This window comes from Halomonas sp. WWR20 (genome assembly GCF_054602495.1).
Genome location: NZ_JBTRHR010000001.1, coordinates 53,512 through 75,983, shown reverse-complemented (window position 1 = coordinate 75,983; position 22,472 = coordinate 53,512). Strand labels below are relative to the sequence as shown.

At 61.1% G+C, this 22,472-nt stretch carries 21 protein-coding genes; 16 read left to right on the top strand and 5 right to left on the bottom strand.

The features are described 5' to 3' along the window. The first annotated feature begins 15 nt into the window (after window positions 1-15). Complete coding sequence (locus ACW4DH_RS00320) at window positions 16-765, top strand: class II aldolase/adducin family protein (RefSeq protein ID WP_459634356.1); 750 nt, start codon at window positions 16-18, stop codon at window positions 763-765. A gap of 159 nt (window positions 766-924) precedes the next feature. Then, window positions 925-2,262: a hypothetical protein gene (locus tag ACW4DH_RS00315; RefSeq protein WP_459634355.1), complete on the top strand. Its 1,338-nt coding sequence runs from the start codon at window positions 925-927 to the stop codon at window positions 2,260-2,262. Between the two features lie 126 nt (window positions 2,263-2,388). Here the strand turns inward: ACW4DH_RS00315 and ACW4DH_RS00310 are convergent, their stop codons facing one another. Continuing rightward, window positions 2,389-3,318, bottom strand: coding sequence for a 2-hydroxyacid dehydrogenase (locus ACW4DH_RS00310; protein WP_459634354.1), 930 nt, complete (start codon window positions 3,316-3,318; stop codon window positions 2,389-2,391). 125 nt (window positions 3,319-3,443) lie between these two features. Continuing rightward, window positions 3,444-4,421, bottom strand: a complete 978-nt coding sequence (locus ACW4DH_RS00305) for an NADPH:quinone oxidoreductase family protein (protein WP_459634353.1) — start codon at window positions 4,419-4,421, stop codon at window positions 3,444-3,446. 116 nt (window positions 4,422-4,537) lie between these two features. Between ACW4DH_RS00305 and ACW4DH_RS00300 the strand changes: the two genes are divergently transcribed. Then, window positions 4,538-5,305 (top strand): enoyl-CoA hydratase/isomerase family protein, encoded by a 768-nt coding sequence (locus ACW4DH_RS00300; RefSeq protein ID WP_459634352.1) that lies wholly within the window; start codon window positions 4,538-4,540, stop codon window positions 5,303-5,305. Between the two features lie 80 nt (window positions 5,306-5,385). Here the strand turns inward: ACW4DH_RS00300 and ACW4DH_RS00295 are convergent, their stop codons facing one another. Then, window positions 5,386-6,981 carry a class I adenylate-forming enzyme family protein gene (locus ACW4DH_RS00295; protein WP_459634351.1) on the bottom strand — a complete coding sequence of 532 codons (1,596 nt, stop codon included), beginning with the start codon at window positions 6,979-6,981 and terminating at the stop codon, window positions 5,386-5,388. A gap of 206 nt (window positions 6,982-7,187) precedes the next feature. Here ACW4DH_RS00295 and ACW4DH_RS00290 point away from each other — a divergent pair, with 206 nt between their 5' ends. The 6 genes from ACW4DH_RS00290 to ACW4DH_RS00265 all read left to right on the top strand — a co-directional run bounded on the left by ACW4DH_RS00290 (window position 7,188) and on the right by ACW4DH_RS00265 (window position 13,742). Next, on the top strand, window positions 7,188-8,864 hold the full coding sequence (locus tag ACW4DH_RS00290) for a long-chain fatty acid--CoA ligase (RefSeq protein ID WP_459634350.1): 1,677 nt from the start codon (window positions 7,188-7,190) through the stop codon (window positions 8,862-8,864). A gap of 280 nt (window positions 8,865-9,144) precedes the next feature. Further along, the gene (locus ACW4DH_RS00285; protein ID WP_459634349.1) at window positions 9,145-10,062 is read left to right on the top strand and encodes a branched-chain amino acid ABC transporter permease; all 918 of its coding nucleotides are present in this window, start codon (window positions 9,145-9,147) and stop codon (window positions 10,060-10,062) included. After that, a complete protein-coding gene (locus ACW4DH_RS00280; protein WP_459634348.1) occupies window positions 10,062-11,096 on the top strand; it encodes a branched-chain amino acid ABC transporter permease in 1,035 nt (344 codons plus the stop codon). The genes ACW4DH_RS00285 and ACW4DH_RS00280 overlap by 1 nt, the downstream gene beginning before the upstream one ends. Beyond that, window positions 11,089-11,856 (top strand): ABC transporter ATP-binding protein, encoded by a 768-nt coding sequence (locus ACW4DH_RS00275; protein WP_459634347.1) that lies wholly within the window; start codon window positions 11,089-11,091, stop codon window positions 11,854-11,856. The genes ACW4DH_RS00280 and ACW4DH_RS00275 overlap by 8 nt, the downstream gene beginning before the upstream one ends. Beyond that, window positions 11,843-12,550 carry an ABC transporter ATP-binding protein gene (locus ACW4DH_RS00270; protein WP_459634346.1) on the top strand — a complete coding sequence of 236 codons (708 nt, stop codon included), beginning with the start codon at window positions 11,843-11,845 and terminating at the stop codon, window positions 12,548-12,550. Before ACW4DH_RS00275 ends, ACW4DH_RS00270 begins: the two co-directional genes overlap by 14 nt. Before the next feature lie 37 nt (window positions 12,551-12,587). Next, window positions 12,588-13,742, top strand: coding sequence for an ABC transporter substrate-binding protein (locus tag ACW4DH_RS00265; RefSeq protein WP_459634345.1), 1,155 nt, complete (start codon window positions 12,588-12,590; stop codon window positions 13,740-13,742). Window positions 13,743-13,941: 199 nt separating this feature from the next. Here ACW4DH_RS00265 and ACW4DH_RS00260 read toward each other — a convergent pair whose 3' ends face one another. After that, window positions 13,942-15,084 (bottom strand): acyl-CoA dehydrogenase family protein, encoded by a 1,143-nt coding sequence (locus ACW4DH_RS00260; RefSeq protein WP_459634344.1) that lies wholly within the window; start codon window positions 15,082-15,084, stop codon window positions 13,942-13,944. A gap of 10 nt (window positions 15,085-15,094) precedes the next feature. Beyond that, on the bottom strand, window positions 15,095-16,291 hold the full coding sequence (locus tag ACW4DH_RS00255; protein WP_459634343.1) for an acyl-CoA dehydrogenase family protein: 1,197 nt from the start codon (window positions 16,289-16,291) through the stop codon (window positions 15,095-15,097). A 362-nt stretch (window positions 16,292-16,653) separates the two neighbouring features. Here ACW4DH_RS00255 and ACW4DH_RS00250 point away from each other — a divergent pair, with 362 nt between their 5' ends. The 7 genes from ACW4DH_RS00250 (at window position 16,654) to ACW4DH_RS00220 (ending at window position 22,472) form a co-directional block, all read left to right on the top strand. Then, window positions 16,654-17,406, top strand: a complete 753-nt coding sequence (locus tag ACW4DH_RS00250; RefSeq protein ID WP_459634342.1) for an electron transfer flavoprotein subunit beta/FixA family protein — start codon at window positions 16,654-16,656, stop codon at window positions 17,404-17,406. Then, window positions 17,403-18,329 carry an electron transfer flavoprotein subunit alpha/FixB family protein gene (locus tag ACW4DH_RS00245; RefSeq protein ID WP_459634341.1) on the top strand — a complete coding sequence of 309 codons (927 nt, stop codon included), beginning with the start codon at window positions 17,403-17,405 and terminating at the stop codon, window positions 18,327-18,329. The genes ACW4DH_RS00250 and ACW4DH_RS00245 overlap by 4 nt, the downstream gene beginning before the upstream one ends. A gap of 261 nt (window positions 18,330-18,590) precedes the next feature. Next, window positions 18,591-19,424, top strand: a complete 834-nt coding sequence (locus ACW4DH_RS00240; RefSeq protein ID WP_459634340.1) for a DUF3450 domain-containing protein — start codon at window positions 18,591-18,593, stop codon at window positions 19,422-19,424. Window positions 19,425-19,480: 56 nt separating this feature from the next. Then, window positions 19,481-20,800: a MotA/TolQ/ExbB proton channel family protein gene (locus ACW4DH_RS00235; protein WP_459634339.1), complete on the top strand. Its 1,320-nt coding sequence runs from the start codon at window positions 19,481-19,483 to the stop codon at window positions 20,798-20,800. Further along, complete coding sequence (locus tag ACW4DH_RS00230) at window positions 20,784-21,317, top strand: MotA/TolQ/ExbB proton channel family protein (RefSeq protein WP_459634338.1); 534 nt, start codon at window positions 20,784-20,786, stop codon at window positions 21,315-21,317. The genes ACW4DH_RS00235 and ACW4DH_RS00230 overlap by 17 nt, the downstream gene beginning before the upstream one ends. Next, complete coding sequence (locus ACW4DH_RS00225; RefSeq protein WP_459634337.1) at window positions 21,310-21,717, top strand: ExbD/TolR family protein; 408 nt, start codon at window positions 21,310-21,312, stop codon at window positions 21,715-21,717. The genes ACW4DH_RS00230 and ACW4DH_RS00225 overlap by 8 nt, the downstream gene beginning before the upstream one ends. Further along, window positions 21,717-22,472 carry an energy transducer TonB gene (locus ACW4DH_RS00220; RefSeq protein WP_459634336.1) on the top strand — a complete coding sequence of 252 codons (756 nt, stop codon included), beginning with the start codon at window positions 21,717-21,719 and terminating at the stop codon, window positions 22,470-22,472. The genes ACW4DH_RS00225 and ACW4DH_RS00220 overlap by 1 nt, the downstream gene beginning before the upstream one ends.

Sequence of the window (22,472 nt, the reverse complement as noted above, 5' to 3'; positions counted from 1 at the left end):
CGGGAGACAACAACAATGCAGCCGGCACAACAAACCCCCAATCAGGACGCGGAATGGCAGGTCCGCAAGGACCTCGCCGCCGCCTATCGTCTGGTCGCCCACTTCGGCTGGGATGATCTGGTCTTCACCCATCTCTCGGCGCGGGTGCCGGGACCCGAGCATCACTTCCTGATCAACCCCTACGGGTTGCTGTTTCAGGAGATCACCGCCTCGTCGCTGGTGAAGGTGGACCGTGACGGCCAGATCGTTCAGAGCGGTAGCCTGCACCGGGTCAACCCGGCGGGCTTCACCATCCATAGTGCCGTGCATATGGGGCGTGAGGATGCCGGCGCGGTCATGCATCTGCATGCCGCGGACGGGACCGCCGTATCGGCGCATCGTGACGGTCTGCTGCCGTTGAGTCAGACGGCGATGCTGTGCCTCGATCACCTCGGTTACCACGACTACGAGGGCGTGGCATTGAACCTGGACGAGCGCGAGCGCTTGATCCGCGATCTGGGTGACAAGCGAATGATGATCCTGCGCAATCACGGCACGCTCACGGTGGGCAATAGCGTGGCGGAAGCCTTCACCTATCTGTATTTCCTGATGAAGGCTTGCGAGATTCAGGTCCGCGCTCAAGCCTGCGGCCCGACTTACTTGCCTTCGGAGGCGGCGATCGAGACCACTCGCCAGCAGTCGGGCGATCTGGGCAAGGCGGCCAAGCTGACCTGGCCGGCGTTGTTGCGTCTGCTGGAAAGCAACGGGCACGTCTACGCCGTGTGACAGCGCCGGGCTGACCGGCGTGGCGGTGCTGCAAAGGGTGCGTGATACGAAAGCGGCCTCCCGTCGGGGGCCGCTTTTGCATGGCGCTTCGATTTCTCATTCAGCCAAGGCATATCGTGCGTAACACGAGCCAATTCCTCACTTTCTTACCCGTTCGACGTGACGCGTAGCGCCTGGTTGTCCAGCGGCGTGCTGCTTGAGCTGATGGCCATCGCTGGCGGTATCGAAGGGTTCAGCTATCTGGCCTGTGGATGTTTCGTCACCTATTTCGCTGGGTCTTTCCGCCAGCTCGATCGTTATGCGCAACTGTTGGCGACAGTAGCTGCGTTGAGCCTGGCCATGGTCGCCTTCAGCGGGCGGATGACACTCGAGCGGCTGGCGGGAGCGGCCGAGGCCGCGGCCTTTTATGCCTGTTTCCTGGGCAGTCTGGGACAGATGCAGTGCCTGGTACGACGCTTCGAGGTGCTGAGACGCATCCATGATGTCCTGCTGGGCGGCACTTCTTTGTGGCTGTACCCAAAATATGCGCTGGCCAGCTGCGCAATGGGATCGGTCCTCAATTTCGGCATGATGAGTGTACTCTGTGGAGGGCTGGCGGAAACGCTCGATCAGCGCGGCATTCGTCATCCGCTGCGTCTGGAGTGGCTGCGCTGCCTGCTGGGCGTGACGCTGCGCGGCTTCGCGCTGGTGCCTCTCATCGCTCCGACCAGCGTGGCCATGGCTATCGTGACGCGCGAAGTGCCGACCCTCTCGTGGGGAAGCCTGCTGCCTTATACTGCGCTGGCTGCCGGCATGTTCCTGCTGGTCGGGTGGGGACTGGAGCGGCGTCGCTTCACCGTGATCAGCAGCCAGCGAGTGAATCTCGAGGGCATGCCGGAGGGTACCTTGACCTTGGGAAGTCTCGTTGTCGTGCTGCTGGCGGCCATGGGACTTATCGTGACGTTGACGGAGCTGAACGTGTCGCGTGCGGCAATGCTCATGGTGCCCTGCATTACCGTGACCTACTTGCTCCTCAGTGAGCGCCGTCCGCGCCATGCCTGGCGGGAAATGACCGCCACCACCGTTCTGCTGCGCAACGAGATGTGCATCTTTGCCAGCTCCGCGGCGCTGGGTACGGTGCTGGCATCGCTGGTACCCCCCGATCTGGTCGATCCTGCGTTGCTGTCGGCCCGGCATGAACTGGCGCTGGCGGTAGCCGGCATGCTGGCGCTGCCGGCAGCGGCAGCGCTGGGCATTGCGCCGATCGCCGTGTTGAGCTTTCTGGCCGGGGTGCTGGCGCGCGTCGAGGAGAGCGGCATCTCGGCACTGACCATCGGTACGGGGCTGGTGATCGGCTTCTCGCTGGCGATGATGCTGTCTCCCTTCGGGCCGTCGGCCATGACCTTGGCGCGCTTTGGCCGCATTTCCAAATATACCGTGGCGTTTGGCTGGAACGGCCTTTTTGCTCTCGTCTCCCTGCCGCTGATGCTGGTGCTTCTGGCTCTCATGGCATGGTGATTGCAACGGAAGAATTCGCCCCGGGTAAGGAGGCCGAATACGACAGAGCCCGCCAGGGCGGCGGGCTTGTGGCGGGGGCAGTTGTGGCCGCTCAGGGCTGTAGTGACCGCTCAGGGCTGTCGTGGCTCAATAGCCGCGCTGGATGTCGATGACACCGCTGATATCCCGACCGGCCTCGAGCGCCTGGATCTTGCCGGTGATTTGCTCGATGGTCGCCTCGCGCAGGGTACGCGCAGAGACGTGCGGCGTGATGGTGACCTGCGGCATGTGCCAGAAGGGATGCGAGGCGGGCAGGGGTTCCTCGCGGAAGACGTCGAGTACCGCCTGACTGATATGACCTTCTTCGATACTGCGACGCAGATCGTCATCGACCAGATGCTCGCCGCGCCCGACGTTGATCACCGTGGCCTCTGCCTTGAGCTTGGAGAGCAGCTCGTAGTCGATGATGTCGCGGGTCTCCTCGGTCAGCGGCAGGGTGTTGATCAGAATCCGGGTTTCGCCGAGGAAGGCGTCGAGCTCATCCGCACCGGCAAAGCTTTGGACGCCTTCGATGTCATGCGCGGAGCGTGCCCAGCCGTGTACCGGATAGTCGAGCGATGCCAGGGTGCGGGCGACACGCTTGCCGATATGGCCCAGGCCGAGCACGCCGATGGGCCATTCGCTGCGTTTGATCGGGCGGCGGATCTTCCAGACACCTTCGGCTTGCTGCTGCTGATAGACGGCCATGTCACGGCTGATGCCGATCACATGGTAGGCCACGTATTCCGCCATCTGCACCGACATTCCGGCGTCCTCCAGGCGCACGACGGGAATATCGCGGGGCAGGTTGGGGACCTGCAGGAGGGCGTCGATACCGGCACCGAGGTTGAAGATCGCCTTGAGCTTCTTCTCCTTTTCGAATAGCGCGGTCGGCGGCTGCCAGACGATGGCGTAATCGGCGTCACAGGCCGGGGCGTCGGGGTCCCAGACGTGAATTTCGGCTTCGGGCAGCGCGTCCTGAATCGGATTCGTCCAGCGCTCGGGCTTGGGATCTCCGGCAACGAAAATGACTTTCATTAGGTTTCTCGTATGTACTGAGAGTGAAAATGCCTGAACGACCGAACCTGCCATTCCCGCTCCGGTAGGCGGGAATGGCAGGCGGGAGAGGCCAGACAGTGCGATGATGCAGTGTCTGCCGCCTGTCAGGCCATTTGCAAGACTACCTTGCCGATGGCTTCGCGGCTGGTCAGGATTCGCATGGCCTCGGCGCCTTGGGCGAGCGGCAGCGTATGACTGATGTGCGGTTTGAGCTGGCCCTCGGCGTGCCACTCGAACAGCGTCTGGAAATTCTGGCGATCTTCCTCGGGCTCTTCGGTGCGAAAGCGCCCCCAGAACACCCCGACGATGGCACAGCCCTTGAGCAGCGGCAGATTGGCCGGCGCCTGGGGAATCCGGCCGCTGGCGAAGCCGACCACCAGCAGGCGACCGTTCCAGTTGATGCAGCGCAGGCTTTCGTCGAAGGCGTCGCCACCGACGGCATCGTAGATGACATCGGCGCCACGTCCACCGGTCAGCTCCTTGACGCGATCCTTGATCGATTCCTCGCGATAGTTGAGGGTTTCGGCCGCCCCGCTGGCCCGGGCGATGTCGAGCTTTTCCTGGGACCCGGCGGCGGCAATGACCCGCGCACCCATGATCCGGCCGATCTCGACCGCGGCCAGGCCGACGCCACCTCCGGCGCCGAGCACCAGCAGAGTCTCGCCCGGCTTGAGCTGGGCACGCTGTTTGAGGGCGTGCATCGAGGTGCCGTAGGCCATGCTGAATCCGGCACCGGTGACGAAGTCCATGGAATCCGGCAGCGGAGTGACGCGGTCCTCGTCGGTGACCATCTGTTCGGCATAGCCGCCCCAGCCGGCCATGGCGATGACTCGGTCGCCCGGCTTGAAACGGGTCACGGCCGCGCCGACCGAGTCCACTATGCCGGCCACCTCGGCACCGGGAGAGAAGGGCATCTCGGGCTTGATCTGATACTTGCCTTCGATGATCAACGTGTCGGGAAAATTGACGCCGCAGGCGTGCACCTGGATGCGGACCTGCTTGTCGACGACTTCGGGAGAGGGCAGGTCTTCGAGTGTCAGGGTGTCGGGGGGGCCGTATTCACGGCAGACTAAAGCCTTCATTACACGCTCCTTATGGAGTTGTTAGAGTTGTTGCGAAACAATAATCGCTCATGGATATTGTTTGTGGAACTCTATTCTGCAACAACAATCAAGCAGGTCGAAAGGAGACTATCGTCATGACCGAATCGTCAGCGGTGCTGCGCACCATGGAGCAGGGCGTCTGCCATCTCCAGATCAATCGCCCGGACAAGAAGAACGCCCTGACCGAGGCGATATACCATGAGCTGTCGGAGAGCGTGCAGGCTGCGGATCGGGATGAGTCGGTCGGCGCCATCGTGCTGTCCGGCGTGGGGGACTGCTTTACGGCGGGCAACGACATTGGCGACTTCCGGGATCGCGCCCAGGATCCCACTCCGCGTCCCAGTGCCGGGCTGGACTTCATCGAGCACCTCATGAATTGCGAGACGCCGGTGATCGCTTCGGTCAAGGGGCTGGCCATCGGTATCGGCACCACGCTGCTGATGCACTGCGATTTCGTCATCGCCGGTCGCTCCGCGGTCTTTCGCACGCCATTCGTCGATCTGGGACTTTGTCCGGAGGCGGCCTCTTCCTTTCTGATGCCGCTGATGCTGGGGTATCGCAAGGCCAATGAGTTGCTGCTGCTGGGGGAGGCGCTGGATGCCGAAACGGCGCTGCGTCACGACCTGGTCAACTGGGTCGTGGACGATGACGCTCTGGAAACGACGACACGGGAAATGGCGCAACGCCTGGCGGCCAAGCCGCGGGAATCGGTGCGCTTGAGCAAGGCACTGCTGCGCCGTGCCTGGGCCGCTCAGGTCAAGGAGACCCTGGAGGTCGAGCGCGAACACTTTGGCGAGCGGCTCAAGTCGGACGATTGCCAGGCGGCACTCAGACGCTTTCTCGAGCGCGGCAACAACAAATAGCGGAAGGATGTGATCCTGCCGGCACGGGGCGCGCTGCATCCCGTGCCGGTGGGGTTGGCCCTGCTGGGCCCAGCCTGTTTCTAGGCGTGCCGGGTCCAGTAGGGCGCCCGTAACTCCCGCTTGAGAATCTTGCCGATCGTGCTGCGCGGCAGTTCATCCCGGAATTCGATCCCGCTCAGGCGCTGCGTCTTGCCCAGTTGACCGTTGGCCCATTCGAGCAGTTCGTCGCGGCTCACGTCGCGGCCGGCCTGGCGTACGACCAGGCCCAGCGGTGTCTCGCCCCAATGCTCACTGGGGATGCCGATCACTGCCACGTCGGCCACGTCCGGATGCGCGAGTAGCGCCTTTTCCAGGTCTTCCGGATAGATGTTGAACCCGCCGGAGATGATCATGTCCTTGCGCCGATCGAGAATGTACAGAAAGCCATCCTCGTCCAGGCGCCCCATGTCGCCGCTTCGCAGGAAAGCCTCGCCCTCGGGGCTGATCCATAGCATTTCGCGGGTCTGCTGATCCCGCTTGTAGTAGCCCCGCATCATGGCACCGGCACGACCGACGATCTCACCGATCTCCCCCTGGGGAAGTTCCCGTCCCTCCTCGTCGATGATGCGCACCTGCGATCCTTCGGTCGGCTTGCCTACCGAATCCCACTTGTTCGGGTGGGCAGCGCAATCGAGGCTGGTGGAAATGCCGCCTTCGGTCAGGCCGTAGACCTCGAGAATGTTCCCGGGCCAACGGCGCATGGCCTCGGCAATCACCGGGCTGCGCAGCGGGGCACTGGTGGAAAGCTTGAGCCGGAAGCTTGAAAGGTCGAAGTCATCGAAATCCTCGACCGCGAGGATACGCTGGTACTGCACCGGGACCAGCATGGCGTGAGTGACCCGGTGTTCCTGGGCCAGTTCCAGGAAGCCGCGGGCATCGAACTTGGCCATCAGCACCAGCGTGCCGCCATTGAACAGCGTCGGCAGGGCCGATACCAGGGTGGTGTTGGAGTACAGCGGCGTGGAAATCAGATTGACGGCGTCGTTATCCAGTCCGTAGGTGGTCAGGCGCCGAATCTGGCGTGAACGAAAGCGGTAATCGTGCAGGATACCCTTGGGCGTGCCCGTGGTGCCGGAGCTGTAGATGATATTGAAGGGATGGTCCGGCGTGACCTCGACCACGCACCGGTCGCAAGGCGCCTCTGCCAGCCAGTCATTGAGCCCTGGCCAGTGCGTATCCTGAAAATCCAGACCGACCTGGTGGCCTGGGGGGATGGTCGCCAGACGGTGGCGGAAGCCTTCCGTCAGCTGGCGATTGCGCGCCGATACGAACAGGAACCGAGCATCGCTGTCGTTGATCATCAGTTCCAGCGCATCATCGCTTGCCATACCCGAGAGCGGCACCATACAACCGCCCGCCGCCAGCACCCCCAGGTACAGTGCGACGTAGGAAGCGCTGTTCTCCGACAGGCCCGCCACCTTGTCGCCCGGTTGCAGCCCTTGCTCCCGTAGACGGTGGGCGATGGCATTGACCGTGCCGATCAACGTCTTCCAGGTAACTCGCTGGTCGCGATCGTATAGCGCGATCTTGTCGGGTTGAGAGACGGCATATGTCTGGATGCGTTCGGCCAGCGGTTCGAAAGGCTCGTCTGCGACATGGGGAGAGAAATCGGGCGCCTTCTCGTCTAGGGCAAGCATCGTCGTGATCTCCAGAACATTATCATTTTGTCTAATGAAATTACATTCCATCCTTATTGACGCTCATCAACAATACATGACAGATTCGAAATCGAGCAATCGCTAGAAAAACAGGATGGCGTGTCGGTGAGCTCTCCTCGCACCGACATGGAAACAAGCGGCTGTTGCGGGGCCTGCACAATTCACAACAACAGGAGATCGATCCCATGTTTACCCGTCATTACGAAGTGTGGCCTGAGCATCTGCCCAAACACCTGACGGTGCCCGAAACCAGCCTGTTCACCAACCTGGAGATTTCCACCCGGCGCTATCCCGGCAAGGCCGCGATCATCTACTACGACACGGTGATCACCTACACGGAGCTTTTTCGCGAGGTCGAGGCGCTGGCCGGCTACCTGCAAAGCGAGGGTGTGAAGAAGGGCGATCGTGTGCTGTTGTACATGCAGAACGCCCCGCAGTTCACCATTGCCTACTATGCAATCCTGCGCGCCGATGCGGTGGTGGTACCGGTCAACCCCATGAACCATACCGCCGAGCTCGAGCACTACCTGAACGACACCGGTGCCGCAGTATGTCTATGCGGGCAGGAACTGGCGGGCTTCATCGCCCCGCTCGCGGGCAAGGGGAAGCTTGAGCGGGTGATCGTCGCCGCCTATTCCGACTATGTTCGCGAGCCCACCGAGCTGACCCTGCCGGCGGAAGTGCAGGCACCGGCCAGGCCGCCCGAGTTCTCCGGTGGCATCACCTGGCGTGAAGCGCTGGATGCCGGTCATGTCCCCGGCGAGCATACCGTCGGGCCCGACGACCTCTGCGTGTTCCCGTACAGTTCGGGGACTACCGGGGCGCCCAAGGGCTGCATGCATACCCATCGCTCCGCCATGGCCACCACACTTTTCCAGACGGTGTGGAATCAGGGTACCAGCGAGGCGGTGGTCCTGGCGACGCTGCCGTACTTCCATGTCACCGGCATGCAGGGGGCGATGAACGGGCCGATCTACAGCGGAGCGACGGCGGTGATCATGACTCGCTGGGATCGCCAGGTAGCGGCCGAACTCATCCATCGCTATGCCGTGACAAGCTGGGTCAACATCTCGACCATGGCCATGGATTTTCTCGCCAATCCCGAGGTGGAAAAATACGATCTCTCCAGCCTCAAGGGGATCAGCGGCGGCGGGGCGGCGATGCCCAAGGCGGTGGAGGCGAAGCTGCGCCACCTCACCGGGCTACCCTACGTCGAAGGCTATGGCCTGTCGGAAACCATGGCGGCAACGCATATCAACCCGGTCGACCATCCCAAGGCACAGTGCCTGGGTATTCCTATCTTCAACGTCGATTGTCGGATCATCGACATGGATACCCAGCAGGAGCAAGAGGCCGGGCAGGTCGGGGAGATCGTCAGTCACGGGCCGCAGGTCTTTCAGGGCTACTGGAACCGGGCCGAGGAGACTAAACGCGCCTTCATCGAGCTCGACGGCAAGCGTTTCTTCCGCACCGGCGACCTGGGCTACTACGACGAAGAAGGGTACTTCTTCATGGTCGACCGCCTGAAGCGGATGATAAACGCCTCGGGCTTCAAGGTCTGGCCGTCGGAAGTGGAAAATCTGATGTATCGCCATCCGGCGATTCAGGAGTGTTGCATCATTTCGACACCGGACCCGCGCCGCGGTGAGACGGTCAAGGCATGCATCGTGCTGCGTGACACCGAGATCGGCGAGGTTAGCGAGCAGGACATCATCGTCTGGTGCCGCGAGGAAATGGCCGCCTACAAGGTGCCCACGTACGTTGAATTTCGCGACACTCTTCCGCGGTCACCAACCGGCAAGTTGAAGTGGCGAGCATTACAGGACGAGGAGTGGCAGGCCAAGACCGAGAAGGCCGAGTAATTCCACACCGAATGGGGCGCCGATCCATGGATAAGTTCATGCCGTGGATCGGTATTGCACTTCATAATCTTGCGTCTTGCCATTCTATATTTTGCTGTATGAAACTACGTTTTGTTAATTGACAGTCCAATTGGCGCCATGCCAGATTGATTACACGTTCAGGTGTAATAACTCACTCTAAGGCTAAATTAACAATGATTAATAAGTTATTGGGTGAATTACACATTGGTCTGGCAATAAAGTTACCGCACTTACCAATTAAAACGCTGGTCAATATTAATTGGCCGGGACCACTATCCAAGATAAAAACAAACTTCTCCGGGAGGGCGTCGCTTTGAACTTGTTCTTTCAACAAATTCTTAATGGCATAACATTAGGAAGCATCTATGGGTTGGTGGCCCTGGGCCTGACTCTGGTGTACGGCATATTGCACGTTCCCAACTTCGCGCACGGCGCTTTCTACATGGTTGGCGCGTTCGCTTCGTATTTCTTCATGACCGAAATCGGCGTGCATTACTGGATTGCCATGCTGATGTCGGGGGGTGTGGTCGCCATACTGGCGGTACTGTCGGAGCGACTGGTTTTCCATCCGCTGCGTCATGCCCCACCCATCCATGACAAGATCGCGGCGATCGGCATCCTGTTGTTCCTGGAGGCCGTGGTTCAGCTGTTCTGGGGCTCGGATTTCCGCCGCATGACGTCACCCTTCACCGGCATCATGAACGTCAACGGTCTGATCATTCCCGAGCAGCGCCTGCTGATCGTGGCCGGGGCCTTCACGCTAATGATTCTGCTGCACCTGTTCCTGAAAAAAACCATGGTCGGCTCGACGATCATCGCCATGGCGCAGAGCCGCGAAGGCGCCTTTCTGGTGGGTATCGATGCCAACCGGGTCGCCATGCTGACCTTTGCCATCTCGGGCATGCTCGCCGCCTTTGCCGCGACCCTGTATGCGCCGATCAATCTGGTCTACCCGGCGATGGGGCACCTGGTGATCATGAAGGCCTTCGTCATCATCATTCTCGGCGGTATGGGTAGCATTCCCGGCGCGATCGTGGGCGGAATGATCATCGGTTTCGCTGAAAGCTTCGGGGGTTTTTACATCTCTACCGACTACAAGGACATCATTGCCTTCGCGCTGCTGGTGGTGATCCTATCCATCCGTCCTACGGGGCTTTTCACCAAGGGGGCGCACTAATGCATCGCATCGCATCCCTGCTGACCGGGCGTGGCGCCAAGCTGTTTCTGTTGGCATTGGCGCTGGTGTTTCCGCTGTTGGCTAAAAACGAATATCAGATCTATGTCATGGCCAGCGCTTTCATCTGGGCCATTGCCGTCTACGGCCTCAACATCATTACCGGTTACTGCGGTCAGTTGAACTTGGCGCACGGCGGTTTCTTCGCCATCGGCGCCTACACGCTAGCGATTCTGACCAGCGACCATGGCTGGAATTTCTGGCCGGCTTTTCTGGCCGCCGGAGTGATGTCGGCATTCTTGGGCTTCCTGGTCGGCATCGTGTCCCTGCGCCTGAAAGAGCATTATTTCGCCATTTTCACGCTATGCGTGGGCTTCATCATCTACTTGCTGATGGACAAGTGGGAGGAGTTGACCCACGGCGCCATCGGCATTCGCGACATTGCCGCGCCCTACGGGTTCGGAGTGGTGGATTTCACCCAAACCACGCCGTTCTATTATCTGGTGCTGGCCTTCCTGGTCTTCTCTATCTGGTTCATGGGGCGCCTGACATCGTCGCTGCTGGGGCGGACCTTCCTGGCGATCCGCAACGGTGACGAACTGGCGCAGTCCTTGGGCATCAACCTGATGCGCAACAAGGTACTGGCGTTTGTTCTGTCCACGACCTATGCCGGCATCGCCGGAGCCCTGTACGCCGCGATGATCCGCTTCATCGGACCTGAGGAAGCGAACATCAACCATACCTTCGACATGATTACTTACCTGCTGGTGGGCGGTCTCGGCACCCTCTTCGGACCGTTGTTGGGCACCGTGGGCATCATCTGGATCACCCAGTCGCTGCAGTTCCTCGAGGATTACCGAATGATCATCTTCGGGCCGCTGCTGGTGGTGCTGGTGATCTTCATGCCCCGCGGAATAGTGGGGACCTTCCTGGGTTGGAAGCTACGCAAGGACACCGAGACAGCACGCAAGAAGGACCCCAGGCCGGCCTCCAAGGTCACGCCTGCCCACAAGAACGGGGTGAACCACAATGCTTAAGATCGAGCGCCTGACCAAGATGTTCGGAGGCCTGGCCGCGGTGAACGATGTCAGCGTCGAATTCGAGACCGGCAAGATCAATGCCATCATCGGGCCCAACGGCGCGGGTAAAAGCACCTTCTTCAACCTGATCTCCGCGGTACACAAGCCAACGTCGGGACGCATCATCATCGATGGGCAGGATGTCACGCGGATGCGCTGCGACCTGGTGGCCCGCCTGGGCGTCGGGCGGACCTTCCAGACCACGCATCTCTTCGATCAGGCCACGGTGTTGGACAACCTGATCGTCGGGCATCGCCTACGCACACGCTCCGGCTTGTGGGATGTGCTGATCAACTCCCGACGATTGCAGCACGAGGAGCGTCAATGTCGCGAGAAGGCCCGTGAAGCGCTGGAGTTCGTGGGCTTGGCGCACCTGGAGAATCGCGTGGTGCTGGATATCTCCCAAGAGGAGCGCAAGCGGGTGGCGTTTGCGCTGGCCCTGGCCACTCAACCCAAGCTGATCCTGCTCGACGAGCCCGCCGCCGGGGTCAACCCCGAGGAGACGGAGGGACTGGCCACACTGATTCACAAGATGGTGGCGCACGGCATCACTGTCTGCCTGATCGAGCACAAGATGGACATGATCATGGGCATGGCCGACAAGATCATGGTGCTCGACCATGGCGAGAAGATCGCCGAGGGCACCCCGGAAGAGATCAGGACGAATCCCGCCGTTATCGAAGCTTACCTGGGGGGAGAGCACGATGCTGCAGCTTGAGCGTGTCGATGTTTGCTACGGCAGTTTCAAGGCCTTGAGCCAAGTCTCGATGCATGTGGATTCGGGAGAGCTGGTGGTATTGCTAGGTGCCAACGGGGCGGGGAAAACCACACTGTTCAATACCATCAGTGGGCTGCTCAAGCCGACATCCGGCGAGATCACGCTGGAAGATCGCAAGCTTAGTGGGCTCAGGCCTTCGGCACTGGTGGCATCCGGCGTGGTGCAGTGTCCCGAAGGACGCAAGTTGTTTCCACAGATGTCGGTCAAGAAAAACCTGATGCTGGGTGCCTATCTGCATCGTCGCGACAAGGCCGGCAATCAGCGCAATTTGGAAGAAGTGCTCGAGCTGTTTCCGATTCTTGAGGAGAAGAAAGATCACCCGGCCGGCTCGCTCAGTGGCGGGCAGCAGCAGATGGTGGCGATCGGTCGGGCCATGATGAGCCGGCCTCGTCTGTTGATGCTGGATGAGCCCTCTCTGGGATTGGCGCCTCTGGTGGTCAAGCAGATGTTCGAGGCGATTACCAAGATCAATCGGCAGGGCACTAGTGTGCTGCTGGCGGAGCAGAACGCCTTTGCGGCACTCAAGATAGCGCACCGTGCCTATGTCATCGAAGGCGGAAAACTGGTCATGGAAGGTGATCGGGAAACCATGCTGGGCAATGAAGCCGTACGCAAAGCTTACATCGGGGCCTGAGCAGGCCCATGCAGTTGTAACCAAGGAGACGACAACAATGAAAACGCTAAAAACGCTCGGAGTCACCGCAGCTACCGCCTTGGCGCTGATGCAGAGTGCAGGCGCCCATGCTGAAGAGACGCTCAACATCGGTTTCACCGGGCCGCTCAGTGGTGGCGCCGCGTTATACGGGGAAAACACCCTGTCGGGGTTGCGCATGGCGGTGGATGAAGTCAACGAGGCCGGCGGTTTCACCATTGATGATGAAACCTACAAGATCAATCTGGTGACGCTGGACGACAAGTATTCGCCGAGTCAGGCGGCGACCAATGCCAAACGCTTGGTGCAGGAATCCAATGTCACCGCCGTTTTCGTGCCACATACCGGTGGGGTCTTTGCCCTGCAGGACTTCAATGTCAACGACGATTTTCTGATCATGGCGTATACCAGCGTGCCGTCGGTAACCAAACGCGGCAACCCGCTGACGCTGCGTATTCCGCCGACGTTTACGGGCTATGTCGATGCCTTCTCCGACTATGCTCTGGAGCATTACGGCAAGAAGCTCGGCGTTGCCGGTGCTACGCATGAATATGCCAAGATCTGGACCGACATGTTGATAGACAGCTGGAAGGAAAAGGGTGGTGAGGTCGTCGCGCTTAACCCGATGGATTACAACAAGTCCGCCGACTTTTATACCGGTGTCAGCCGTGTCCTGGCCTCCAACCCTGATGTGATGTTCGTAGGCGGCGCTTCCGAGCCGACCGGCCTCGTCACCCAGCAGGCGCGCCAGTTGGGCTTTCAGGGGGAGTTCATCCTGATGGATCAGGCCAAGCTCGATGAAGTGGCTGAAGTCGCAGGCGGGCTCGACATGCTCGAAGGGGCGATCGGGGTCGTCCCGCTATCCGCCTACAATACCGAAACGGCACAGAATTTTATCGAACGCTATCAGGCTGAGCATGACAAGATGCCGGGTTCCGAGGCGGCCTACAACTATCTGGCACTGCATGCGTTGGTCAAGGCCATGGAGCTGGCCGGTAGCACCGAGCCGCAGCAGATCCGCAGCCACATAGACGAGGCTCTGGCCGAGATGGATCCGCAGTACAACGTTTATGACGTTCAGGGCGTGACCGAAGACGGTGGTTTCATTACCAACACCACCATGGCCGTGGTTGAAGATGGCGAAATCGTTCAGAAGACCGTCGAGACCAACTGATCTTGGTTGATTTCAAGTTGTTTAACGCCAGCCAACGAGAGTTGGCTGGCGTTTGTCTTTATAGTCTTTACCAAGAGGCATGCCGTAACGGTCGGGTTTACCCGATACAAAGCATAAATAAAAATGTCGCCAGTCTGAGATGACAGTACTGGCGAGCAAGAGAGAGCATCGGCGGTGAACGATGCTTGCAGGGAAGGAATCAGACGTTGTCCATCAATTCGCTGAACACTTCCAGGTGATGGTCGTCATCCCCCAGTTGATGATTGATCAGTACCAAGCGCTTGGCATAGTGGGCGAGATTGTATTCCCAGGTCATGCCGATTCCGCCATGTAGCTGAATAGCCTGTTCCGCCACATACTGCCCAGCGCGACCGATCACATTCTTTGCGGCGGAGAGGACGCGTTGACGTTCGACACTATCTGCCTCGTCCACCACATTGGCGGCCACCAGCGCCATGGAACGGGCTTGTTCCAATTCGGAACTCATATCCACCATGCGGTGTTGAAGTACTTGAAACTTGCCGATCGGCACGCCGAACTGCTTGCGTGTCTTGAGGTAGTCCAAGGTGAGCTTGACCGTTTCCTCCATGGCGCCGACGGCTTCCGCACACAGCGCGGCAATGGCGCGGCCTGCCTGGTAGGCGATACCTGGGTAGGCGTTACCGTCTTCCCCCAACAGCGCGCTGGTATCCACTTCAACGTCATTGAGCCACAGGTCGCAGCCCTTGAAGCCATCATTGGTCGGATAGATGCGCTTATCCAGGCCCGCGGCGTCGGCGTCGACCAGAAACAGGCTGATACCCTGTGTCTCGCCGGCTTCGCCATGGGTGCGGGCGGAGACGATCAGCTTGTCGGCGACGTGGCCTCCGATCACTACCGCCTTGCGTCCGTTCAAACGATAGCCGGACGCCGTCTTCTCGGCGCGCGTGACGATATCCGCCAGATTGTAGTGGCTCTGCGGCTCTTGCAGGCCGACCGCGATCTTGAGTTCACCGGCGGCGATTTGCGGAATCAGCTCTTGCTTCTGGCTGTCGCTGCCCAGTTGGGTAATCAGCCCGCCACCCAGGACGATGGACTGCAAGTACGGCTCGAGGCACAGGCCGCGGCCCAGCTCGGTCATGACCAGTTGGGTTTCCACGCCGCCACCGCCGATGCCGCCGTACTCCTCGGCGAAAGGAATCGCGGTCAGGCCCAGATCGCTCAACTGCTGCCAGAAAGCTTCGCTGAAGCCGGCTTCAGATTGCCGATAGGTTTCGCGCTTTTCGAACTCGTATTCGTCGCGTACCAGACGTAATACGGTTTCTTGCAGCATCTGCTGCTCGTCAGTCAGTTTGAAATCCATGGCCGGTCTCCTAAAGCTCCAGGATCATCTTGGATACGATATTCTTCTGGATCTCGTTGGACCCACCAAAAATCGAGAGCTTACGCATGTTGAAGTAGTGTGGGGTCAGCGGCGCGGCAAACTCGTCGGAGAGGTACTCACCGTCGTAATCGAGCTCTAGCTCCTCCTCGAGGAACGGCTGGGCATAGGGGCCGATGGCACGGCGTAGCAGATCGGTAATGGCCTGGCGGATCTCGGTGCCCTTGACCTTCAGCATCGAGCTTTCCGCACCCGGGACACCGCCGCCCTCGACGGCCGCGATGATCCGCAGGTTGCTGGTTTCCGCCGCCATGAGATCGATCTCGAGTTGTGCGATCCTGCGGCGAAAGCTGACGTCTTCCAGCAGCGGCTTGCCATTTTTGCGCTGACGGCCGGCGAGTTGCTTGAGGTGGGCCAGGGCAGCTTTGGACGCGCCGATGCCGGCCAGGCCGGTGCGCTCATACGTGAGCAGATACTTGGCGTAGGTCCAGCCCTTGTTTTCTTCACCCACGAGATTCTCGACCGGCACCTTGACGTCATCGAAGAACACTTCGTTGACCTCATGCTCGCCATCCAGCGTGATAATCGGGCGCACGGTAATGCCTGGGGTGTTCATGTCGATGAGCAGGAATGAAATGCCACGCTGGGGCTGCACCTCGGTATCCGTGCGCACCAGGCAGAAAATCATGTTGGCGTGCTGGCCCAGGGTGGTCCAGGTCTTCTGGCCATTGACGACGTAGTGATCGCCATTACGTACCGCCCGGGTCTTGACGGATGCCAGGTCAGAGCCGGCGCCGGGTTCGGAATAGCCCTGACACCACCAGTCCTCGCCATTGAGAATGCGGGGCAGGTAATGGCGTTTCTGCTCCTCACTACCGAACTTGATGATGACCGGTGCCACCATGTTGACGCCGAACGGAATGGTACGAGGGGCGCCGAAACTCGCGCTTTCTTCGTCGAAGATATGCTTCTGAATAGCGCTCCACTCGGTGCCGCCATGCGCAACCGGCCAGTGAGTTGCGTACCAGCCCTGCTTGCTCAGGATCTGTTGCCAACGCTGATGATCTTCCTTGGAGAGCTTGCGCCCCCCTTTGACCTTCGCGGCGATATCGTCCGGCAACTGATTCTTCAGAAATGCCCGGACTTCATCGCGGAAAGCCAGCTCCTCGGGAGTGAAGTTGAGATTCATGGCTAATCTCTTGTTTCGTCATTCGTGGAAGGTGATATCGCATAGCAGAATGTAAAGGATGAAGCTACCTAGTGGCAACTCCTGAAGCCGCGATCGACGGTATTGAAGCGGGTTCTGCCACAGAAGCGCAAGGCCGAGGCTGAAGTCGCCATGCAAGTCTGCCACGAAAGCATAACTCAACATTAAACGCCGTTTTGCTTATCTTAAACCGATTAGCCACAAGGAGTTCATTCGCGACAGTTTGAACTACACCTTTGGTCGTGCCAGCGGGTTATTGCTTGACGCTTCATTGGGCATGATTTTACTTTTTACCTAATTCGAAACTGTGTTCCTCATTGCGAAAAATAGTAAAAGGTAACGCCATGAAAGTCCTCGTCGCGGTCAAACGCGTCATTGACTACAACGTCAAGATCCGCGTCAAGCCGGATCACTCCGATGTCGACCTGGCCAACGTCAAGATGGCCATGAATCCCTTCTGCGAGATCGCCGTCGAAGAAGCCGTACGCCTCAAGGAGAAGGGCATCGCCACCGAGGTAGTGGTCGCCACCGTCGGGCCCAAGGCCGCCCAGGAACAGCTGCGCACCGCGCTCGCCCTGGGCGCCGACCGCGCCCTGCACATCGAAACCGAGGACCGGGTCGAGTCGCTGGCCGTGGCCAAGCTGCTCAAGGCCGTGGTCGACGAGGAGCAGCCCGGGATGGTGATCCTCGGCAAGCAGGCCATCGACACCGACAACAACCAGACCGGGCAGATGCTCGCCGCGCTCGCCGGGCTGCCCCAGGCCACCTTCGCCTCGCTGATCGAGATCGACGGCGACAAGGCCAGCGTCACCCGCGAGATCGACGGCGGCCTGCAGACCATCGCGCTGGGCCTGCCGGCCATCGTCACCACCGACCTGCGCCTGAACGAGCCGCGCTACGCCAAGCTACCCGACATCATGAAGGCCAAGAAGAAGCCGCTCGAGGTCAAGACGCCCGCCGACTACGGCGTCGAGACCGGCTCGCGGGTCCAACTGGTCAAGGTCGAGCCGCCCGCCGAACGCCAGGGCGGCATCAAGGTCAGCTCCGTGGACGAGCTCGTCGACAAACTCAAGAACGAAGCCAAGGTGATCGTATGAGTCTGCTGGTTCTCGCCGAACATCAGAGCGGCGACCTCTCCGCCGCCACCGCCCATCTCGTCGCCTGCGCCCAGGCCATCGGCGGCGACATCGACCTGCTCGTGGCCGGCGACAACGTCGGCGGCGTCGCCGAGGCCGCCGCCAGGCTCGACGGTGTCGCCCGGGTACGCGTGGCCGATAACGCCGTCTACGCCCACCAGCTCGCCGAGCCGCTGGCCGACCTGCTGGTCGAACTCGCCGGCGACTACAGTCACGTGCTGGCCGCCGCCTCCACCACCGGCAAGAACGTCCTGCCGCGTCTGGCCGCGCTGAAAGACGTCTCGCAGCTCTCCGACGTCATCGGCGTCGAAGGTCCCGACACCTTCCGCCGTCCGATCTACGCCGGCAACGCCATCGCCACCGTCAAGAGCGACGACCCGCTCAAGGTGCTCACCGTGCGCACCACTGCCTTCGACGGCGTGGGGCAGGGCGGCAGCGCCGCCATCGAAGCGGTCGACTTCGTCGCCGACGGCGGCCGTTCCAGCTTCGTCAAGGAAGCGCTGGCCGAAAGCGACCGCCCCGACCTGGGCAGCGCCAAGATCGTCATCTCCGGCGGGCGCGGCATGGGCAACGGCGACAACTTCCGGCTGCTCGACGGTATCGCCGACAAGCTCGGCGCCGCGGTAGGCGCCTCGCGCGCCGCGGTGGACGCCGGATTCGTGCCCAACGACATGCAGGTCGGCCAGACCGGCAAGATCGTCGCCCCGGAGCTGTACATCGCGGTGGGCATCAGCGGCGCGATCCAGCATCTGGCGGGGATGAAGGACTCCAAGGTGATCGTGGCGATCAACAAGGACGAGGAAGCGCCGATCTTCCAGATCGCCGACTACGGTCTGGTCGGGGATCTGTTCCAGATCCTGCCCGAGCTCGAGCAGAAGCTGTAAAGTTCTCGCTGCCTATTTGAGAGGTAAGGCTCGACCGGTCCGCTGCTGCGGGCCGGTTTTTTTGTGCTCGGGCCTTCGTCATTATTGATAATTGTTCTTGTTTGTATTAGCGTGCGTGTTTACTACGCTAAGGCCTGCTCAAAGGGCCGGTGAATGCAAGCTGCCACATCATGCATGGCTTGTAGGTCCGTTTTCGTTTCGTGAGTCGATACATGCCGGGCTTGTCAACGGGTAGAACATAACTGGACATGGGAGAGCGTGGTGCGTAAGAACCCGCAGTGGAAAATGCCCCACCAGCCATCGGTATTGATGCGCGGGTGGGCGATGCTGTTGTTTCTATTATGCCTGCCGGTGTCGGCTTCCTGGGGTCAGGATTCCTTGCGCGACGAGAGCGTGTCGGCTCAGCGCGAGCAGGCCGCATTGCAGGAACGTATCGATGCCGCGGACGAAGAGACGCGCCAGGCCCTCGAGCGTTTGCGTGAGGCCGAGCGCGAGGCACAGCGGCTGGAAAGCTACAACGAGGAACTGGCCCCACGGGTCGAGCGTCAGGCCGAGACACTGGCGCGGCGCGAGCAGGCCATGGATGATTTGGAAGTGACTCGGGAATCCCTTCCAAGGCTAATGCGTAGCATGGTCACTCGGCTGCGTCGCCTGATCGAAGCGGATATGCCGTTTTTACGCCAGGAGCGTCTGGCACGGGTGGCAAGCCTGGAGACGATGCTGACCGATGAGGGAGTGAGCCTGGCCGACAAGTGGGACCGGCTGTTTGCCGCCTGGCGCACGGAGCTCGATTACGGGCGTGATATGGATAGCTGGCGAGGCGTACTGGAGGGTGACGAGACTCTCGAAGTGGATTATCTCCGCATCGGCCGGGTGGGACTCTACTATCTGACCCCCGATGGCCATCGGGGCGGTGTCTGGAAAACGGCGCAGGATGACTGGCAGCCGCTGAATGACACTCAATTGACGGAGCTGCGTAAGGGCATTCGCATCGCCCAGGATCAACGTGCGCCGGAACTGCTCGCGTTGCCGGTATCGGTGGCGCAGGAAAATGCCACCTCGACGAGCGCCGATACGCAGGAGCCACGGTCATGAAGCTATGTCTGCCGAAGTTAAAGACGTGGAGGCGAGCTGCGGTGCTGTGTCTGGGCATGTCTGCGGGTCTTGCCCAGGCGGCGCCACTCGATGAGCTGCTTGAAGACTTTCGTGCCGATAGCCAGGCGGCACAAGCCCGCGATCAAGAGCGCCTGGAGCGGTTGCTTGAAGACCAGTCCGCCCTGCAGGCGGCGGTAGCCGATGCCGAGGCGCGTCTGAGTGCCGCCCGCGAACGCCGGGAGGGACTCGAAGCTCAACAGCAGGAGCAGCGTCAGTCGCTCGAGGCGCTGAGCGCACGCCGCGCCGAACAGGCCGGTGATCTGGAAGGGGTGTTTGACGTGGCGCGTCGTTACGCCGGTGAGCTACGTGACGATCTGGGCGAAAGCTGGCTCACGGTGGGGACCCCGACCACGCTGCCAAAACGGCTCGACGAGCAGGGGTTGTTGGATGTGGCAACGCTGGCATCGCTGCGTGACAACCTGGCGGCATTGGTGGCCGAAACCGCTCGGGAGGTCCATTTTACGGCGCCGGTGGCGGGCAGTGACGGTGAGATCGCAGAGCGTGAGGTGATTCGGCTGGGTGACTTCCTGGCGTTTAGCAATGGCGATCTGCTGCGCCTGTCCGGGGAGGAGGAGCGCCTGGTAGTGGCAGAACATACTCCCGCACAAGCTGAGCAAGCCCTGCGGGATTTTCAGCAGGGTACGGGCGATGTCGTGACGTTTGATCCCACCAAGGGCGCAGTACTGGATGCCTTGGCACAGCAACCCAGCCTCTGGGAGCGCTTCAATCAGGGCGGAGCCGTCGGCTACGTCGTGGTCGCGCTGGGCGTGCTGGGTCTGCTGGTAGCCCTGGCTCAGTATCTCTATCTATTGGTCGTCAGCCGGCGCATGCATCAGCAACTGCGTCAGCCCGAGACCCTGCGTGATAATAATCCGTTGGGGCGGGTGCTGCAGCGCTTCTCTGCGCTTGGTCGTGAGCATGCTCCCGAGGCGTTGGAGGCGCGCCTTGATGAGGCGCTACTCGCCGAACAGCCCAGACTGGAACGTGGCCAGCCACTGGTCAAGTTACTGGCGGCCATTGCGCCCTTGCTGGGATTGCTGGGCACCGTGACGGGCATGATCGTGACGTTTCAGTCGATTACCGTGTTCGGCACCGGCGATCCCAAGCTAATGGCCGGTGGCATCAGCCAGGCCTTGGTCACGACCGTACTGGGCCTGATCACCGCCGTGCCGTTGCTGTTCGCGCATACCGCGCTGTTGAGTCGCAGCCGGGCACTGGTGGGGCTGTTGGAAGGGCGTGCCAGTGCCGTGCTGGCGGAGCACCTCGAATCGCAAACGGTCACCACGGAGACTCGGGGCCATGCCGTTCATTCTTGATCCCGTGATGTGGCTGGTCGAGGCCGGGGGCCCTGTACTCGTCGTTATCGCCGGTGTGTCGGTGGTGCTGTTCGGCATCGCGCTGGAGCGTTGGCTGTACTGGCGCTTTACTCACCACCGGGCGCGTCGTGCCCTGATTGTCAGTTGGGTGAAGCGCAGTGAGCATTCCAGCTGGAGTGCGCTGACGCTGCGTGAAGTCTGGACGCGCGAGTTGATGGCCCGGCTGCGTATGCCGTTGCCGTGGCTCAAATTGCTGGTGGGGCTGTGTCCGCTACTGGGGTTGCTGGGCACCGTAACCGGCATGATCCAAGTCTTCGACAGCCTGACCCTGACGGATGTCAACCAGGCACGCGCCATGGCGGACGGCGTGGCGCGCGCGACCCTGCCGACGTTGGCCGGCATGGCGGTCGCCGTGGTCGGCCTGCTGTTCACGACCCGTCTCGAACACGTTATCCGGCGCGAGGACCAGCGGCTGCATGACCGCATGGCTCGCGCTGCGGAGGATGCTCATGCGTAGGCGCCGACTTTCGAATACCAGCGATGACGCGACCGAGGTCAACCTCACGCCAATGCTCGATGTGGTCTTCATCATGCTGATTTTCTTCATCGTGACGACCAGCTTCATCAAGGAGAGCGGGGTGGAAATCGAGCGGCCCGAGGCAGCGTCGGCCTCACCGCGCCCCGATGCCCAGGTCATGGTTGCCATCACCTCCGAAGGTTCGGTCTGGGTGAATGGTCAACCGGTCGATGCCCATCGCATCGGGGGAGAAGTGGCGAGACTGGTCAGCGATGACGGTGGCGTCGTCGTTCAGGCGGACCGCAGCTCGACGACGGGTTTGTTGATCGAAGTGATGGACCGCATCCGTGAGGCCGGCGTGGACAACGTGGCCGTCGCAGCCAGCCGAGGCGCCGGCTGATGCGTATGTTGCTAGGCTCCCTGGGAGGGGCGCTGCTGGCCTTGTTGCTGTTCTATCTGCTGGCGTTATTGGTCACGCCACCTGAGGACACGCACCAGGAAATTGTCGTGCCGTTGTCGATTTCCATGGTCGAGGCGCCTCAGCAGCAAGCGCCCGAGCAGGCGCCGGCACCGGCCGAGGCGATGCCAACGCCACCTGCCGCAGCGCCGCCTCCGCCACCGCCCGCTCCCATGCCGGCGCCGCAGGCAGAGACGCTCATTGCCTTGCCCGAACCCGAGGCGCCACCGCTGGATACGCCTGAAGTTCCGCTGGACACGCAACTGCCCGAGCTCGCTGTCGAGCAGCCGACACCGGAGCCGGTTCCCGAGCCCCAGCCTGAGCCGGAGCCAACCCCGGAACCGGAACCTACGCCGACCCCGACGCCTAGCGAATCGGTCGCCGATACCGCACCCCAGGCGACACAGGCGCCCGCGACCACGCCTGCCGAGACGGTCAGCTCACCGCAACCGACGGTGCGTGTGCCGCCGGAGTATCCCTCTCGGGCTCAGCGGCGTGGGTTGGAAGGGTATGTCGAGGTGCGTTTCACCATTCAGCCGAATGGACGCGTCGACCGCGATTCGCTGCGAGTCGTAGATGCCCAGCCACGTAACGTCTTCGAGCGAGCCGCACTGCGCGCCATTGCCGAATGGCAATTTCCTACGGCCAGCGCGCCCCGGGAAGCCCGGCAACGCCTCGAGTTCCAGCTAAGGGGATAG

Bases quoted from the DNA above. Each gene is read 5' to 3' on its own strand.
- ACW4DH_RS00255 (WP_459634343.1), bottom strand. From the start codon at position 16,291: ATGAATCTCAACTTCACTCCCGAGGAGCTGGCTTTCCGCGATGAAGTC.
- ACW4DH_RS00275 (WP_459634347.1), top strand. From the start codon at position 11,089: ATGCTTAAGATCGAGCGCCTGACCAAGATGTTCGGAGGCCTGGCCGCG.
- ACW4DH_RS00290 (WP_459634350.1), top strand. From the start codon at position 7,188: ATGTTTACCCGTCATTACGAAGTGTGGCCTGAGCATCTGCCCAAACAC.
- ACW4DH_RS00260 (WP_459634344.1), bottom strand. From the start codon at position 15,084: ATGGATTTCAAACTGACTGACGAGCAGCAGATGCTGCAAGAAACCGTA.
- ACW4DH_RS00225 (WP_459634337.1), top strand. From the start codon at position 21,310: ATGCGTAGGCGCCGACTTTCGAATACCAGCGATGACGCGACCGAGGTC.
- ACW4DH_RS00300 (WP_459634352.1), top strand. From the start codon at position 4,538: ATGACCGAATCGTCAGCGGTGCTGCGCACCATGGAGCAGGGCGTCTGC.
- ACW4DH_RS00265 (WP_459634345.1), top strand. From the start codon at position 12,588: ATGAAAACGCTAAAAACGCTCGGAGTCACCGCAGCTACCGCCTTGGCG.
- ACW4DH_RS00220 (WP_459634336.1), top strand. From the start codon at position 21,717: ATGCGTATGTTGCTAGGCTCCCTGGGAGGGGCGCTGCTGGCCTTGTTG.
- ACW4DH_RS00270 (WP_459634346.1), top strand. From the start codon at position 11,843: ATGCTGCAGCTTGAGCGTGTCGATGTTTGCTACGGCAGTTTCAAGGCC.
- ACW4DH_RS00230 (WP_459634338.1), top strand. From the start codon at position 20,784: ATGCCGTTCATTCTTGATCCCGTGATGTGGCTGGTCGAGGCCGGGGGC.
- ACW4DH_RS00320 (WP_459634356.1), top strand. From the start codon at position 16: ATGCAGCCGGCACAACAAACCCCCAATCAGGACGCGGAATGGCAGGTC.
- ACW4DH_RS00280 (WP_459634348.1), top strand. From the start codon at position 10,062: ATGCATCGCATCGCATCCCTGCTGACCGGGCGTGGCGCCAAGCTGTTT.
- ACW4DH_RS00295 (WP_459634351.1), bottom strand. From the start codon at position 6,981: ATGCTTGCCCTAGACGAGAAGGCGCCCGATTTCTCTCCCCATGTCGCA.
- ACW4DH_RS00310 (WP_459634354.1), bottom strand. From the start codon at position 3,318: ATGAAAGTCATTTTCGTTGCCGGAGATCCCAAGCCCGAGCGCTGGACG.
- ACW4DH_RS00305 (WP_459634353.1), bottom strand. From the start codon at position 4,421: ATGAAGGCTTTAGTCTGCCGTGAATACGGCCCCCCCGACACCCTGACA.
- ACW4DH_RS00235 (WP_459634339.1), top strand. From the start codon at position 19,481: ATGTCTGCGGGTCTTGCCCAGGCGGCGCCACTCGATGAGCTGCTTGAA.
- ACW4DH_RS00245 (WP_459634341.1), top strand. From the start codon at position 17,403: ATGAGTCTGCTGGTTCTCGCCGAACATCAGAGCGGCGACCTCTCCGCC.
- ACW4DH_RS00250 (WP_459634342.1), top strand. From the start codon at position 16,654: ATGAAAGTCCTCGTCGCGGTCAAACGCGTCATTGACTACAACGTCAAG.